The organism is Microcoleus sp. MON1_C5 (genome assembly GCF_036701875.1).
In the GTDB taxonomy this organism is placed as follows: Bacteria; Cyanobacteriota; Cyanobacteriia; order Cyanobacteriales; family Microcoleaceae; genus Microcoleus.
Genome location: NZ_JAUBRN010000022.1, coordinates 40055 through 54334, shown reverse-complemented (window position 1 = coordinate 54334; position 14280 = coordinate 40055). Strand labels below are relative to the sequence as shown.

Annotated in this window: 17 protein-coding genes; 12 read left to right on the top strand and 5 right to left on the bottom strand. The window is 48.6% G+C overall.

Annotated elements, in window-relative coordinates:
- Positions 1 to 41: 41 nt before the first annotated feature.
- The gene (gene accC / locus QUA71_RS13135; protein ID WP_333285507.1) at positions 42 to 1394 is read left to right on the top strand and encodes an acetyl-CoA carboxylase biotin carboxylase subunit; all 1353 of its coding nucleotides are present in this window, start codon (positions 42 to 44) and stop codon (positions 1392 to 1394) included.
- An 88-nt stretch (positions 1395 to 1482) separates the two neighbouring features.
- Here the strand turns inward: accC and QUA71_RS13130 are convergent, their stop codons facing one another.
- Complete coding sequence (locus tag QUA71_RS13130; protein WP_333285505.1) at positions 1483 to 1767, bottom strand: YggT family protein; 285 nt, start codon at positions 1765 to 1767, stop codon at positions 1483 to 1485.
- Between the two features lie 124 nt (positions 1768 to 1891).
- Here QUA71_RS13130 and psbX point away from each other — a divergent pair, with 124 nt between their 5' ends.
- From psbX to QUA71_RS13105, 5 genes are all read left to right on the top strand, one after another.
- Positions 1892 to 2011, top strand: a complete 120-nt coding sequence (gene psbX / locus QUA71_RS13125) for a photosystem II reaction center X protein (RefSeq protein WP_006634855.1) — start codon at positions 1892 to 1894, stop codon at positions 2009 to 2011.
- A gap of 281 nt (positions 2012 to 2292) precedes the next feature.
- Entirely contained in the window at positions 2293 to 3102 is an 810-nt protein-coding gene (locus tag QUA71_RS13120; RefSeq protein WP_333285503.1) for a Ycf66 family protein, read from the top strand.
- A gap of 266 nt (positions 3103 to 3368) precedes the next feature.
- Entirely contained in the window at positions 3369 to 4493 is a 1125-nt protein-coding gene (locus QUA71_RS13115; RefSeq protein WP_333285501.1) for a redoxin domain-containing protein, read from the top strand.
- Positions 4494 to 4602: 109 nt separating this feature from the next.
- Positions 4603 to 6051 carry a trypsin-like peptidase domain-containing protein gene (locus QUA71_RS13110; protein ID WP_333285499.1) on the top strand — a complete coding sequence of 483 codons (1449 nt, stop codon included), beginning with the start codon at positions 4603 to 4605 and terminating at the stop codon, positions 6049 to 6051.
- 183 nt (positions 6052 to 6234) lie between these two features.
- Positions 6235 to 6855, top strand: a complete 621-nt coding sequence (locus tag QUA71_RS13105; protein WP_333285497.1) for a pre-peptidase C-terminal domain-containing protein — start codon at positions 6235 to 6237, stop codon at positions 6853 to 6855.
- 238 nt (positions 6856 to 7093) lie between these two features.
- Here the strand turns inward: QUA71_RS13105 and QUA71_RS13100 are convergent, their stop codons facing one another.
- Positions 7094 to 7282 carry a chlorophyll a/b-binding protein gene (locus tag QUA71_RS13100; protein ID WP_190655732.1) on the bottom strand — a complete coding sequence of 63 codons (189 nt, stop codon included), beginning with the start codon at positions 7280 to 7282 and terminating at the stop codon, positions 7094 to 7096.
- Between the two features lie 94 nt (positions 7283 to 7376).
- Positions 7377 to 8393 (bottom strand): succinate dehydrogenase/fumarate reductase iron-sulfur subunit, encoded by a 1017-nt coding sequence (locus QUA71_RS13095; RefSeq protein WP_333285495.1) that lies wholly within the window; start codon positions 8391 to 8393, stop codon positions 7377 to 7379.
- A gap of 238 nt (positions 8394 to 8631) precedes the next feature.
- Here QUA71_RS13095 and QUA71_RS13090 point away from each other — a divergent pair, with 238 nt between their 5' ends.
- The 3 genes from QUA71_RS13090 to radC all read left to right on the top strand — a co-directional run bounded on the left by QUA71_RS13090 (position 8632) and on the right by radC (position 10899).
- On the top strand, positions 8632 to 8874 hold the full coding sequence (locus QUA71_RS13090) for a hypothetical protein (protein WP_190736146.1): 243 nt from the start codon (positions 8632 to 8634) through the stop codon (positions 8872 to 8874).
- Positions 8875 to 9430: 556 nt separating this feature from the next.
- Positions 9431 to 10045 carry an excalibur calcium-binding domain-containing protein gene (locus QUA71_RS13085; RefSeq protein ID WP_333285493.1) on the top strand — a complete coding sequence of 205 codons (615 nt, stop codon included), beginning with the start codon at positions 9431 to 9433 and terminating at the stop codon, positions 10043 to 10045.
- Between the two features lie 122 nt (positions 10046 to 10167).
- Positions 10168 to 10899, top strand: coding sequence for a RadC family protein (gene radC / locus QUA71_RS13080; RefSeq protein WP_006634845.1), 732 nt, complete (start codon positions 10168 to 10170; stop codon positions 10897 to 10899).
- Between the two features lie 32 nt (positions 10900 to 10931).
- Here the strand turns inward: radC and QUA71_RS13075 are convergent, their stop codons facing one another.
- Positions 10932 to 11060: a hypothetical protein gene (locus QUA71_RS13075; protein ID WP_333285491.1), complete on the bottom strand. Its 129-nt coding sequence runs from the start codon at positions 11058 to 11060 to the stop codon at positions 10932 to 10934.
- A 156-nt stretch (positions 11061 to 11216) separates the two neighbouring features.
- Here QUA71_RS13075 and QUA71_RS13070 point away from each other — a divergent pair, with 156 nt between their 5' ends.
- Together QUA71_RS13070 and QUA71_RS13065 are read left to right on the top strand one after the other, a co-directional pair.
- Complete coding sequence (locus tag QUA71_RS13070) at positions 11217 to 11555, top strand: DUF1815 family protein (RefSeq protein WP_006634844.1); 339 nt, start codon at positions 11217 to 11219, stop codon at positions 11553 to 11555.
- Between the two features lie 287 nt (positions 11556 to 11842).
- Positions 11843 to 11977 (top strand): hypothetical protein, encoded by a 135-nt coding sequence (locus QUA71_RS13065; protein ID WP_333285488.1) that lies wholly within the window; start codon positions 11843 to 11845, stop codon positions 11975 to 11977.
- A gap of 416 nt (positions 11978 to 12393) precedes the next feature.
- On the opposite strand, the gene QUA71_RS13060 is transcribed toward QUA71_RS13065, so the two are convergent.
- Positions 12394 to 13440: an endonuclease/exonuclease/phosphatase family protein gene (locus QUA71_RS13060; RefSeq protein ID WP_333285486.1), complete on the bottom strand. Its 1047-nt coding sequence runs from the start codon at positions 13438 to 13440 to the stop codon at positions 12394 to 12396.
- Positions 13441 to 13692: 252 nt separating this feature from the next.
- Here QUA71_RS13060 and QUA71_RS13055 point away from each other — a divergent pair, with 252 nt between their 5' ends.
- Entirely contained in the window at positions 13693 to 14172 is a 480-nt protein-coding gene (locus tag QUA71_RS13055; protein ID WP_333285484.1) for a DUF4079 domain-containing protein, read from the top strand.
- The last annotated feature ends 108 nt before the right edge of the window (positions 14173 to 14280 follow it).

Sequence of the window (14280 nt, the reverse complement as noted above, 5' to 3'; positions counted from 1 at the left end):
GGCATTATTGTACAGAATATTGAGTGAATTAAGCAGCGAAGATGGGGTTCTCGAAAATTTTAATCGCTAATCGGGGAGAAATAGCTCTCCGCATATTGCGGACCTGCGAGGAAATGGGGATTGCCACGGTCGCCGTTCACTCCACCGTAGATAAACACGCCTTGCACGTCCAGTTGGCAGACGAAGCCGTTTGCATCGGCCCCCCCACCAGCAGCAAAAGCTATTTAAACATCCCCAACATCATCGCGGCAGCCCTGACGCGCAACGCCGCAGCCATTCACCCCGGTTACGGCTTCCTCTCGGAAAATGCCCGATTTGCGGAAATCTGCGCCGACCATCAAATTACCTTCATCGGCCCTTCTGCTGCCGCGATGCGGGCGATGGGCGACAAATCCACCGCCAAAGAAACTATGCAGCGGGTGAAAGTCCCCACAGTTCCCGGTAGCGACGGATTGCTGGCGGACGAACACGAAGCTTTGTCGATCGCCCGCGACATCGGCTATCCTGTGATGATCAAAGCCACAGCCGGCGGTGGTGGCCGCGGCATGAGGCTAGTCAGAGAAGCATCCGAACTCCCCAAACTATTCTCCGCAGCCCAAGGCGAAGCCGATGCAGCCTTCGGCAATCCGGGACTTTACCTCGAAAAATTCATCGAAAAACCCCGGCACATCGAAATCCAAATCCTCGCCGACAACTACGGTAACGTCATCCACCTCGGCGAGAGAGATTGTTCGATTCAGCGCCGACATCAGAAACTCCTCGAAGAAGCCCCCAGCCCAGCCCTCAGCCAGAAACTGCGAGATCAAATGGGTCACGCCGCCATTGCCGCCGCCAAATCCATCAACTACACGGGTGCGGGTACTGTCGAATTTTTGCTTGACAAATCGGGCAAGTTCTACTTCATGGAAATGAACACCCGCATCCAAGTAGAACATCCTGTCACCGAGATGATTACAGGCCTCGACTTGATAGCCGAACAAATTCGCATCGCTCAAGGAGAAAAACTGCAAATCAAGCAAAACCAAGTAATTCTCAACGGCCACGCCATCGAGTGCCGCATCAATGCCGAAGATCCCGATCGCAATTTCCGACCGCATCCCGGCAGAATCAGCGGTTATTTGCCTCCCGGCGGCCCCGGCGTGCGGATGGACTCTCACGTTTACACCGATTACGAAATACCCGCTTACTACGATTCTTTAATCGGTAAAGTAATTGTATGGGGGCGCGATCGACCCTCAGCCATCCGGCGCATGAAACGCGCCCTGCGGGAGTGCGCTATCACCGGCGTCCCCACCACCCTGGGCTTTCACCAAAAAATCCTCGATTCCCCTGAGTTTCTCAGCGGCGAAGTTTACACCAATTTCGTCGAACAGTTCTTGAACAATAGTCAGTAGTCAGTAGTCAGTTGGCAGTTAGCAGTTGGTGGCAACTCATCCATGCCCGATGCCCGATGCCCGATGCCCGATGCCCGCCAACTGACTATTACATCATCATTGTCAGGATTCCTTGCTGACCGAGAATCATTTCTCGCAGCAAGCTACAGATACCCACCCAAATAATCGGCGTAATGTCCACCCCGCCGATCGGCGGTACAATCTTTCTCGTTACGGCTAAAAAAGGTTCCGTCGGCCAAGCAATCAGACTCAACGGAAATTTGCTCAGGTTCACCTCGGGATACCAAGTCAAGACGATCCGAAAAATAAACAGCAAGGTCATCACAACTAGGACAGAGCCCAGAATCCAACTTGCAACGGTAATACCAGTCATGGGTCTTATCTCGAAATTTTAAGTTTTGTTAAGTCTGCTCTTCATAATTTTAACCGTTTGACAGGTGCGATCGAAAGTATAAAATTAATAAAAATCAAATTGTTGTAACAAAGGCTTTGAATCTATGACTCCTTCTCTCGCGAACTTTTTGTACAGCCTCTTGGTGGGCGTGGTGGTTGTAGTGCTTCCAGCAACGATCGGCCTGATCTTCATCAGCCAAAAAGACAAAATCAAGCGCACCTAAAAAGTCAGCGGGTTTCTAAGTCCGGCGCTGCAAGTCAATTGTGGGCTACAAGTCCGGCATTTCCCCGATCCGAGAAACCTCGGCTGCCAGCAACTGTCAAGGCAAAACCTTCAGTTGACTGCCAAGCTGAGGTTTTTTCCCGTTAAACTCATTATTATACTCACTTCCCAAGCTGAAACCCTGACCGGACGCTGCCCCAGAAAGCACAGTCGGGCTGACACACTTAATGATAGATGTAAAATCTAACTCGCTAACATAGGAAAGACATAGGAGATAGGCTAATGGTCAATTTAGGATTGAACTGGAGCAGCCTGTTAGGGATTATCCTAGCAGTAGCAGGGGCAGGACTGTATTTTCTGCGATCGTGGCGTCCCAAACTAGCCCGAGACCACGATATTTTTTTTGCAGCAGTCGGCCTGCTGTGCGGCGGTATTCTGTTATTTCAAGGATGGCGGCTTGACCCAATTCTGGCATTCGGTCAATTTCTGCTCACCGGTTCGGCCATATTTTTTGCAGCAGAAAGCATTAAACTGCGAGGAGCGACCACAGCCCAAGCCAAAACTCGCGCCCAATACGTAGATGAAGAGCGACCGGTCAGCAACGCCTACGGTTACGAGGGCTACGATGGCGAAATGGAACAGCTAGAACCAGAGGAAGACTATCCGCAGCGTCCCCGGATCAGAGGCAGCCAAGACTACCGTTCCTCTCGCGAAGCCTACGAGGACGAACCCCGCCGCCGCCCCTCGAATCGCAACGGCAGCGTTAACACCTCCAGGCCTGAGTCGCCCGAGCGATCGTCGCGCAAACGTCCCTCTCGCCCAGAAGCCCCCCCGGCCCAAGAGTCTGACAACTGGGACGTTTCAGACAACCCCGAAGAAAGACCGACCCGCAGCCGCAGCGGTCGCCCCCCTGCTTCGGAAAACCGCAGTTCCGATACGCCGCCGAGAACCAAAAAAACCCGTCCTACGGAATCATCCAGGTCTCGCCCCAGCAACCGCGACGTGGAAGCACCGCCGTCAGACTACGTGGAGTATCGACCTGTAGAATACCCGGAAGACCAACCGGATAATTCCCCCAGTTTCGACAAATAGGCAAACACTAAGTAGATGGGTGAAACTAAACTTTTCTCGTGCCCGCAGGCAAAAAAATAAGTTGCGTTTATTGAGCCCCATCTACTTATTCTCAGATATTAAAGTGATTAAAAAGCCAGTAAATTGTGAGTGTGAAACCCAGACCAACACAGATATACACAAATAAAAGCTAATTTTTTTAAAAATTATTTTGACCTACCGAACCTGTGGAACTAATCGACAGCATAATAATCTTAATATAAAATACCACTTATTAAATCAGCAAGATGCCATTACTCGAAATAGGAGATCCGGCTCCCTGGTTTTCCATTCCTTCTACAAATAACCCCTTATTTTATTTCTCAACGGTTGCCGGCCGACGAGTCGTGCTGTTTTTCTTTGCCAGCGCAGCTTTTCAACAAATCCAAGTTATCCTCAAAAGCTTTCAAGAGCTTTCAGAAGAATTCCAAAGCTTGCAAGTAGCGCGGTTCGGAGTGAGCGTTGACCCAGCAGACAAAGAACAAAACAGACCGACAACAATTGCTCCGTCATTCCTATTTTTCTGGGACTTGCATAAAACAGTCAGTCAGCAGTACGGTGTTTTCCGAGAGGTCGAAGAAAATGGATTTGCCGGAGTTCACTATGCACCCCAAACTTTTGTACTCAACGAAAACCTTCAGGTAATTAATATTTTGCCGATGGGCGAACCGCACCAACACGCCCAACAAGTATTAGATTTTCTCAAAACTTTGCCCCCTATTGAGGAAGCCCGAGCAGCCACTCGCCACGCCCCGGTGTTGGTAATTCCTAACGTTTTGGACAAAGCTTTGTGCCGCAGTTTGATCGATATGTACAAAGCTAATGGTGGCAGTCCCTCGGGCTTTATGAGGCAAATAGGCGGGAAAACAGTTGGCTTGCACGACGACACTTTTAAGAAGCGCCGAGATTTCTTTATTCAAGACGAGGATTTCCAGCAACAATTGAATGCGATTATTCTACGCCGGGTGCGACCGGAAGTAGAGAAAGCTTTTCAGTTTACAATCACTAGGTTTGAACGGTATTTGATAGGTTGTTACGATGCTGACAGCGGCGGTTATTTTCGGTCGCACCGCGACAACACTAGCAAAGCTACGCTGCACCGCAGGTTTGCGATGACGCTAAACTTGAATGTGGGAGAGTACACGGGGGGATTTTTACGGTTTCCAGAGTACGCGCCGCACGGTTATAAAGGCGATTCTGGCACGGCGATTATTTTTTCGTGTTCTTTGCTGCATGAAGCCACTACCGTGATTAGTGGTCAGCGCTTTGCTTTGCTGTCTTTTTTCTACGGCAATGAGGACGCTGCGGTACGAGAAGCTAATTTTAAGTATTTAGCTGCTGATTCAGATTCCCAAATTGGAGAACCGGCGTGAGGAAGGTCACTACCGTGGTGCAAGTCCTAAAATAATTACAGAAGGTAGTTAGCGGTTAGCCACAAAACCTAATTCCTAGCTACCGATCGCTAAATAATAATCGATCGCCATGAATTTCAAACTTCTAACTTTAGCAGTATCGGGAATTTTAACGGTTGGGGTTGCAACCAGCGCTACTGCGGTTATTACGACATCCCCTGTGCGGCAATCAACAGATTTAACGGAATTTAACTCGGTGCATTCCCAGGGTGCGATCGCCCAAAATGTTGAAGAACAAACCAATATTCGAGTCTACGAAAAGGCTAGTCCGGCGGTTGTTACCGTCGATACAGATAAATCTAACGGCAGCGGCACAATTATCAGCCCCGACGGCATGGTGTTAACTAACGCCCACGTTGTTTCGGCAGGCGGTACCGTCAATATCATTTTGTCAGACGGCAGAAAACTTGTCGCCGATGTCATCGGATTCGGCGAAGAAGGTCTAGACTTAGCCGTGGTGAAGATTCGCGGTCAAAACAATTTGCCCACCATTCCTTTAGCCCGTCCCGGTTCGGTGAAAGTCGGGCAACAAGCATTTGCGATCGGCAATCCATTCGGTCAATTTCAAGGTACTTTTACAGTCGGAATCGTCAGCCGCATCGACCAGCAGCGGGGCTTAATTCAAACCGACGCCGCCATCAATCCCGGCAATTCTGGAGGGCCCTTGCTCAACAGTTCAGGAGAATTAATCGGCGTCAATACTTCTATTTTTACTCGCGGTCGGGGCGGTGGCAGTATCGGTATCGGTTTTGCAATTTCAGCAGACAAAATACCCGCTTTCCTGACAGCGGTGCGAGAAGGGCGAGCTCCCCGCGTGGCTCAAGCCCGATCGCCCTTTGGCAACAAATCACCTCAAAAAGTTCCGTTAAACGGGCCCGCCGTCAGCGGCATCCTCACCGACAAGTCTAGCGTTCTGCCCACCGACAACAGCTTTTTTGACCTCTACTCCTTTGAGGGAAAAGCGGGCCAGCAAATCACCATAGAAATGAAAAGTCAAGAAATTGACCCTTATTTAATTTTGCTCGGGCCCAACCAGCGCGAAATCGCGCAAGACGATGACGGGGCAGGCAGTAAAGACGCCAGAATTACAGTCAGGCTGCCAGCAGACGGGACTTACACGTTAGTGGCAAATTCCTACCAAGCTAGGCAGTCAGGGGCTTATACGTTAGAACTGAAAGCGAGTGCTCCTACCGCGCCTTCTCGGGCGATTTTGCAAGAAGAAGGCGCTTTAGCCGCAGGCGGCCCAGTATTGCCGTCTGACAACAGTCTGTATCGCGAGTATACTTTTGAAGGTCGATCGGGTCAGGCTGTAACCATTTCCCTCGAAAGTACAGATTTCGATCCCTATGTGGCGATCTTTGGCCCTAACGGTCGATTAGTGGCAGAAAATGACGATGGGAGCGATTCGACTAAAAATGCGTTTCTGACCGTTACTTTGCCCGCTACGGGTCGCTATCGCGTAATTGTCAATGCTTACGATGCTTCTGGCCGGGGTCGTTACACTCTAACTGTCCGGTGAAAATGGGGAAAAAGGTAATGGGTAATCGGGAATTGGTAATTGGTCGAATTATTCTGCTTCCTGCTTCCGTGCATCCATTAAATTCGTTACAGAATCCGGTGCCGAACTTCCTTATTCCATCCGTTAAATCCGTTACAAAATCCGTTGCCGAACTTCCTTCTTCGTTGCAAACCGAGGTAATTCATGCGTCAAGTTAGATTTTGGGCGATCGCGCCAATTGCTCTATTAGCTACTTTTTCTGGTAAGCCGACTGTCTCCCTACCAGTTTCAAATTTAGGTGGAGTTGCTAACAGTAGTTCCACCCTCCTTTCAGCAAAACTTCCTCAAAATTTAACTGATGCAAAGCCTGCTGAAAAGGCGGTTTTAGCTCAAGCCAGCCCCAACCAGTCGCCATCACCACAGAGTTCGCCAACTCAGAGTCCAACGGTAGAACCTCGGTCGAGTCCTGATGCGGGGTCATCTAAGGTCATTTTAGAGCAAAACGGAGAACTCACCCCGGCTAAGTCTTCTGTACTGCCCTCGGACAGCAGTTTGTACGACGAGTATACCTTTGAAGGCACTCAGGGTCAGAAAGTGGTTGTTACCGTAGAAAGTACCGAGTTTGATACTTACCTGGCTATTTTCAACTCCCAGGGCGAGTTACTTGCAGAAAATGATGATGCGACGCAGCAAAATTCCAATTCTGAGCTTACTGTTACCTTGTCTGCGAACGGTCGCTACCGCGTCATTGTCAATGCTTACGATCCGCCTCCAAAAGGTAGAGGCAAGTACAGTTTGACCGTCCGCGAAACAACTGGAAATTAGTTTGAACGAAACTTGGGAGTCAGGGCACGGCCTTGCCGTGTCCCTATAATTCTAGGACGATCGCACTACAAGCAACTGCGATCGACTTTGGTACATTCATGTGTTATCTGAAACTAGAAAAGTCATAATTTTGCATTTATAATTTGAGAAACTGTATTTTAAATAACTCTTAAAAGTAGAATGGAAGCTGAAACATCGATAATTTTTCAACTTCCATTCTAGATTGATTTAGATTAATTTAACGCAGCCCCAGCCAGGTGAAAAAATCCTGGCGGGTGAAGAATTCTAGCAGCAAAAGTCCCACAAATCCCACCATCGCAAATCGTCCGTTGATTTGTTCTGCATAGGCATTCCACCCAAAGGCTGGTTCTGGTTTTGGGGTATTTGAGGTTGTCGGTTTTGGGGAGGGAGGAGTTTGAGCAGTCATTTAAAAGTTTTGAGTTTTGAGTTTTGAGTGATGAATTTTCGGAAGCTTGGCGATCGCACAACTTGTAATTTACCAGGAAAATGACAGCCCATGGCTAATCTGCTGACTTTTCTAAACTTTGAACCGATTCGATCAGATTTCGCACGGTTTCGGTACCTTCAGAAGGCTCAAAAAACAGCGGGAACTTGCCCCGAGCGATCATTCTCAAACCCAACGGGCCCAGACTCAGCAAACCTTTAACGTCGCGGAAGTAGTTTCCTACTACTTCGATCCCAAATTTGCGCTCATCTATCCAGCCACCTTCTTTGACGAGATCGATTAAAACTTTGCGGTGGCGGATCGATCGACTCGCTTGGTCGTCTTTGCGATCGAGAATCTCTTGTTTAATCTTACCAATTTGATCCATCGGCGCGACTTCCATCGGGCAAACCGAGTTGCAGAAGTAACAGCGGGTGCATCCCCAGACGCCTGCGGTGCCTTCGTTGTATTTTTCCAGTCGATTTTCCGTTTCGCTGTCGCGGGAGTCGGCGATCGTGCGGTAAGCTTTGGCGAGGGCGTGGGGGCCGACAAATTCCGGGTTGACTTCGCGGGCGTTGCACTCAGAATAGCACGCGCCGCAGAGGATGCAGTTGCCGGTTTGGTCGAGTTTCGATCGCTCTTCTGGAGTTTGCAGAAATTCGCGTTCTGGAATTGCTCGCGAGGCGCTGCTGATATAGGGTTCAACTGCTTCTAGGTTGTCCCAAAAGCTGGTCATGTCAACAACCAAATCTTTAATAACCGGCATATTTCCCATTGGGGCGACGGTGATTTCTGGGATGAAATCGGTAGGCCTTTCTGCTGAGCTGGAATCGGCTATTTTTTGCAGTCTTGCCAGTTCGCTGGCTACATTTTCTTTGCAAGCTAATGCTGAGCGACCGTTAATTCGCATAGAACAACTGCCGCAAATTGTATTGCGACAATTTTTGCGAAAAGCTAAAGTGCCGTCGTGTTCCCACTTAATACTGTTGAGGCAGTCTAGGATGGTATTGCTCTCTTCCACATCTAGGGTGTAAGTGTGAACCCGAGGAGCCTCGTTTTGATTTTGGCGCACTACGTTAAAGCGGACTTTCATATTTTGAGTAAGGAATTTAGTTTCTATTTTAAGCTAAAATTTTGACCTCTTTAGAAAGCTCTTATTTTTTTAGCCACTACCTAAAGTAAGAGATTTAAAAAAAAATATTATTGTTTGATAAACATGAATAATTCTCAAGTTATAAATCCTAAATTACCACTTTTTTAAGCGGATTTGTGAGCTATTAATTGGAGAGAAAAGTAATTAATCGCTGCAATTCGGTAGTCGGAGGTGCGTGATGTCCAGCTTGTTTGTATTAACTTTCATGTTTTCCACACCGGCTTTTTGTCTGGGTCTGCTAAATCCTCAATGGGTGGGACTGGCAACTCGCAAGCGATCGAGTGCCTTGTACGGCGGCTTGATGGCAGTTTCGTTCGTTTTGCTTGGGGTTACAGCACCCAAGGCGCCACAACCAGTTTCATCGGGGCTGCTGGCCTCAACTGAATCGCTAGAATTTAGGGTAAGCGCACCTTTGCGCTGAAGGTAGCTGGGTATGCATTTCACTTTTTTGGCAGCATTACAAGAAATTTTACCAGGACTTACGGCCGGTTGGGGCCAAAAACGTAGTTTTTTAAGAAAAATACTTGGTTCTACTCATTTACTGCAATTAAAAACCCCGGTTTATAGGCGTCGGAGTGCGATCGCCAACTGTAGGGAAAAATCGGGGCTTTAGTAAGGAGAAATACCCTAACAGGACTTACGCAAAAAACCCGGTTTATTCCACAACTCGTCGCTTTTTCGATAAATATTGACGCAGAAACCGGGTTTTTGGTCTTTGAGTGCGTCCAGGACTGACTCAGAAACGGGGTTGCACTAGGGTCAGGTGTCCAACGTTCTAGTTTACTTCGTAAATCATAGGGATTTTTGAGTTGATCGGTAGATAAATAAGCAAGTTAACTTCTCAGGACTTACGCACAGGGATTAAAGAACTCAGGTGGTTTAAACAGATATCCTTCGTGCTTCACCTCGGATTTGGGTAAAAGAAACCCGGTTTCTGCGTCCTGGATGACTTCTCTTTTTTACTGCTAAAAATCGCTATGTTTAATTTTTTCGTCTTAAGCTTTCTCTTGTCTATCCCTGCCTTGTTTCTGGGTATTGTTAATCCGAAATGGGTGGGCGCACCAACCCGCAAGCGATCGATCGCGATGTACGGCGGGTTGATGGCGGCTTCGTTTGTGCTTGCTGGCGTCACCGCACCCCCTCCGTCTCAGGAAGTTTCAGTGGCGCTTACGGCCCCAAGCGATCCGCTAGTATCATCTCAAACCGCTAAGCCGTCACTGCTTTCGACACCCAAGCCGGAGACTGTGAAAACGCCGACACCAACACCGAAACCTGCCATTTCTGCGAAGGTACCTGCACTTGCCAAACCAGGGCCCGATCGCAAATTGCCATCTTCAGTCAAATCTGTTGAGCGAACCGCAGAGATTGCTATTGATGCAAAGCAGCCAAAGGGAGATACCAAGAAAGTTATTTACGAGTCTTCTAAACAGAAGGTTAAAAGTGCCGATTTTCCGAGTTGCGTTAACTCGGATTGCGACTGTTCTGACTTTGCGAGTCAAGCCGAAGCGCAGCGAGTGTTAGAGGCATATCCGGGCGATCCGTTTAAGCTCGATCGAGATCGAGACTCGATCGCTTGCGAAACGCTAGGTTAGATTTACTCTGCCAACAGCCTCGGTTAACGATCGAGGCTTTTTTGGGTGATTGTACGAATTGAAGAACGCAAATCGATCGGCTAAAATGGTGCAATTGTTGAGCTTGCGGTGCGGGTGCAGCTATGACTTACAGCTTGAGAATTGTCGATTTGCCAACGAGTGAACGGCCACGGGAACGGTTGATGGCGGGTGGCCCGAAAAGTTTGGCGACTGCAGAATTGATTGCGATTCTCCTGGGTACTGGTCAGGGACAAGGCAAACTTTCCGCCGTCGGGCTCGGACAGTATATTTTAAATCAGTTGAGTTTGCACCACCGCGATCCTCTGGCTGTGCTACGCACTATTAGCGTTCAGGAGTTGACGCAGATTCACGGGATTGGCCCTGCCAAGGCAACTTCGATTTTGGCTGCGGTGGAGTTGGGGAAGCGGGTGTTTCAGTCGCGGCCACCGGAAATGGCTGTGGTTGACTCTCCCCAAGCGGCGGCGGACGCCCTGAGTCAGGATTTGATGTGGCAGTCTCAGGAACGTTTTGCTGTGGTGCTGCTGGATGTGAAAAATCGCCTGCTGGGTACTCAGGTAATTACGATCGGCACAGCAACGGAAACTTTGGCTCACCCACGGGATATTTTTCGCGAGGTGATCCGCCAGGGGGCGACGCGGGCGATTATCTCGCACAATCACCCCTCGGGGATTGTGGAGCCAAGCCCGGAGGATATTGCTTTGACGCGACAGTTGCTGGCGGGAGCGCAGTTTTTGTCGATTCCGCTGCTGGATCACTTGATTTTGGGGAATGGCGATTTTCGGAGCTTGCGGCAGACGACGACGCTTTGGGACGAGTATCCCCAAGGCGATTGAACTCTTATGCTTAACTAATTTCATCACTATCATTAGTTATTTGTATCTTTGGGTTCTCCGACGGCTGAATCAGCCCTGACAGCAGGCAAATTTTCCGGCTGGAGTCCCCCGCGAGAGCCTGTTTTGGCTGAATGTCGCTGCTGATACTTCGTTTCGACCACAACTCGGTTAATCTAGTATAGGTAGGCTGAAGAGGTCGCTAATCCGATTTTTTTTGAGCATACTAAACGTATACTGAACCAGCACCTAAATACCCATTTATTAAGAAATTATTAAATGGGATGTAAAATACACGGTGTGGTGATAGGAGGAGAACTGTGTTTCTGAGACTTGCAGAACAACACCGTAAATTCGTTCAAGATCTGGTAATGAACCTCCAAGCTTTAGCGATCGTGCTAGAGCATCGGGGTTATCTGGCATCCTGCTACACTTGCGGGGGTCAGATGAACAGTGCCTCATTTATGGTCAGTTTGACGGACAACCATCTGATTCGATTTTTAGTGTCAGATTACGGTATCACTTGGACTGAGATGCGGGACGACCGCGAACTCATGAAACTAGAAGGTGCAGAAGCTATTAGTCAGTTACAAGAACTGGCAAATCTCGTAAAGTATCAAATCCAACCTTCGGAAGCTACTTTAGCGACGGCGCAGTGATTTTAGCGATTGCACGGTTCCGAGGAAGGCGACGCAAGAAAGTGGGTGCTTGTCTGCTAAAACCGAATCCCCAGCGAGTTAGTTGAGAGGGTTCATTTAGGTGCACACCGATGGCTGCTCAACAGACAAGGGTGCTATCAGGGTGCCTTCTAGACGGGTTAGCGCTCAGTCGATCGAAGTGAGCCTGGGCAGACGGCATACCTTATGCCAGAAGTCTCAAACTTGGAACCTCTAGTTTTTTTTCCAGAAGTTGATTCTCCCTTGAGAGCGATTAGCAAAATGTAGAAGTGCGAGTGCTCGTCGGCTGCGAAGTTAATATTTCTCCCTTTGGCATTCACAAAGTCAAGGAATTGAAATTAACTTTGAGCAGGCAGGTAGAATTTAACATCCAGAGTGAGGATGAGGCTGTGAAGATTGGGTGAAGCGCATACCGGGGGCTATCGCCTAGGGGCGATTCAGCAGTCAACTGCAAAGTCGGTAAGGCTTAATTCGAGCAATTAGTGTGTGCTTGATGGAAAACATCTTCATTTGTCTAAAATTCCTTGTTTGGATAGCCGCGAATTCCATGAGACTGTTGGCGAATCAATACTTTGTTTCCTTGGGGGGTTTAATAATGAGCTGCCAAGATGGCAAGTACGCCAAGAAGAAAGAAGAAAGAGAAACAGGGAAATAAAAATTAATTGCGGGTAATTACCGGAAATGATCTAACAGGGGTGCGACGGGAGCAAATGTGGGGTGTCACGCTTCACGGATTCGCCAACAGCATCAGGATCTTCGCCCGGAGCTTTAATTGACACCCATTCCATTGTGGTAGCCCCACCAAAGTGTTGCGTACCCCCTACACTCGTCCCAATTCCGGTTGCATCCGCAGTTGGACCGACAGCGGCAGATGCTCTGAACCAATTGGCGGTAAAACCTTGGCTGATTTCGCCCCCCAGTGCTGAGAATACCAAACATAGTCAAGCCTCACCAGGGGAAAAGTTAATTTCCAGTTTAACTGTTTAACCAGTAAATTCAGATCCCACCCGTGAGGAAAAGTAAAGCCAAAACCCAGTCCTGCTGTTCGGAAAGCATCTTGCATAACCGCTCTCAAATAATAGTAGTCTTGAGACTGGTCAGTCAGATTAAAGTCCCCGGCAGCAATAGTCGGCAGCGTTTCTTTCTGGAGTCGCCGCACTAAATCTTGAATTTGTGCCGGTCGGTCGCCGTACTCGTAAACTGGGATTTTGAGGAAAGGCAAAATTTTATGCTGGCGAAACCAAGGTGGGGTTGTTGAAATGTTATAAAGAACTACATCTTGCTGGTTCATTCCGATAATAGCTCGTTCCTGTGGTTCGTTCCCACCGGCTAGCTTTAACTTTTGAAAAGAGCGAATGGGATATCTGCTGAGAATCACATGGTATCCGCGCCCCAAGTGGTGCGGGTATAATGCCGCCAATTTAGAGAATACTTCTTTGGCGTAATCCTCCTTAATTTCTTGCAAACAAATGAGGTCTGGTTTTTCTTCCTCAATTAGGTTGACCAAAGCTTGTGGGGATTTGTGATGCCAGCCGAGGTTGAGAGAAAAAATCTTGAGGGTTGGCTGGGAGTCACTGATGTTCGCCGACTGGGGAGAAAAGTAGGTGACGTGCAGCCAACCCAGCAAACAGATGCCAGCGACAGAGGAAACAATCGCGAACCAGCGTTTCTTTATGATAAAAAACCCTAGAATTGGCAGCAGGAAGATTGGCAAGAAAATCCAAGGAACAAAATCCCCCATCAAGGCAATCGGCCACAGCCTGTCCCAAAAGATCAGTCTCAGAATCAGGTAGCTGACAATCAGTGCTGAGTAAGCGTAGGCGAGCAGTTGAGCAATTCGCTGCAAAAATCGGTAAGGCTTAATCATAGCGCCGTCTGCAATAGCATCCTCTTACGGGTGTGGGGACAAAAAACTGGATACTGCTCACCTCAAATTAACTGAAATGGCCGCTCCCCGGCTGAGGCTAGGGAATACACTTCTCCTGTGTCCGGCTCTTTTATTTTATACAGACTTCTGGCTGGAAACAGTGATTGAAAATCGCGATCGATATATTGCTATTTAGAGCAAGTTGTTGGTTAAATCAAAATTAGCGATCGCAAAGTTAGGAATCTCAAGCAAATGATAAATCTCAGCGAACTACTAGAACCCATCGCCAGTCAATTTCGCAGTATGGGAATTCCCGAACCAATTACCCATTGGGGACACCCTGTAATGATGGGGATAGTGGTGGTGGCGATGGGCAGTTTTGTCGGGTATACGGGATGGCAGGGACGTTTGGCCGCCGATAAAGATGTCGCACTCAAAAGTCGCTCGGATCACCGCAAGCTTGCACCGTGGATGTTTCTGTTTCTAGCTTTGGGCTATACAGGCGGCTTGCTGTCGCTGGTGATGCAGCACCAGCCAGTTATGGAAAGTCCGCATTTTTGGACAGGTTCGGCAGTGCTGGTTTTACTGGCTGTTGGCAGCTTGATTTCGCTAACTGGTTTTGGGGGCAATAAGCTGGCACTGCGCGCGGTTCACGCTTATTTAGGCACGACAGCCCTTGCACTTATGGTGCTGCACGCGGCTTTCGGTTTAAAATTGGGGCTGTCTATTTAGAAGAGGAAGAGGAAGGGGAAGGGGAAGGGAAAGAATGTAAGGAAAGAAATTTTCCCATAACTTACGCAGGGGTAGCCAGAAACTGGGTTTTTTATCTAAATACACGGC

Excerpts from the sequence above, each read along its gene's own strand:
- QUA71_RS13115 (WP_333285501.1), top strand. The coding sequence starts at position 3,369 with ATGCCATTACTCGAAATAGGAGATCCGGCTCCCTGGTTTTCCATTCCT.
- QUA71_RS13120 (WP_333285503.1), top strand. The coding sequence starts at position 2,293 with ATGGTCAATTTAGGATTGAACTGGAGCAGCCTGTTAGGGATTATCCTA.
- QUA71_RS13095 (WP_333285495.1), bottom strand. The coding sequence starts at position 8,393 with ATGAAAGTCCGCTTTAACGTAGTGCGCCAAAATCAAAACGAGGCTCCT.
- QUA71_RS13060 (WP_333285486.1), bottom strand. The coding sequence starts at position 13,440 with ATGATTAAGCCTTACCGATTTTTGCAGCGAATTGCTCAACTGCTCGCC.
- QUA71_RS13105 (WP_333285497.1), top strand. The coding sequence starts at position 6,235 with ATGCGTCAAGTTAGATTTTGGGCGATCGCGCCAATTGCTCTATTAGCT.
- QUA71_RS13085 (WP_333285493.1), top strand. The coding sequence starts at position 9,431 with ATGTTTAATTTTTTCGTCTTAAGCTTTCTCTTGTCTATCCCTGCCTTG.
- accC (WP_333285507.1), top strand. The coding sequence starts at position 42 with ATGGGGTTCTCGAAAATTTTAATCGCTAATCGGGGAGAAATAGCTCTC.
- QUA71_RS13100 (WP_190655732.1), bottom strand. The coding sequence starts at position 7,282 with ATGACTGCTCAAACTCCTCCCTCCCCAAAACCGACAACCTCAAATACC.
- QUA71_RS13090 (WP_190736146.1), top strand. The coding sequence starts at position 8,632 with ATGTCCAGCTTGTTTGTATTAACTTTCATGTTTTCCACACCGGCTTTT.
- QUA71_RS13055 (WP_333285484.1), top strand. The coding sequence starts at position 13,693 with ATGATAAATCTCAGCGAACTACTAGAACCCATCGCCAGTCAATTTCGC.
- QUA71_RS13130 (WP_333285505.1), bottom strand. The coding sequence starts at position 1,767 with ATGACTGGTATTACCGTTGCAAGTTGGATTCTGGGCTCTGTCCTAGTT.
- QUA71_RS13110 (WP_333285499.1), top strand. The coding sequence starts at position 4,603 with ATGAATTTCAAACTTCTAACTTTAGCAGTATCGGGAATTTTAACGGTT.
- radC (WP_006634845.1), top strand. The coding sequence starts at position 10,168 with ATGACTTACAGCTTGAGAATTGTCGATTTGCCAACGAGTGAACGGCCA.
- psbX (WP_006634855.1), top strand. The coding sequence starts at position 1,892 with ATGACTCCTTCTCTCGCGAACTTTTTGTACAGCCTCTTGGTGGGCGTG.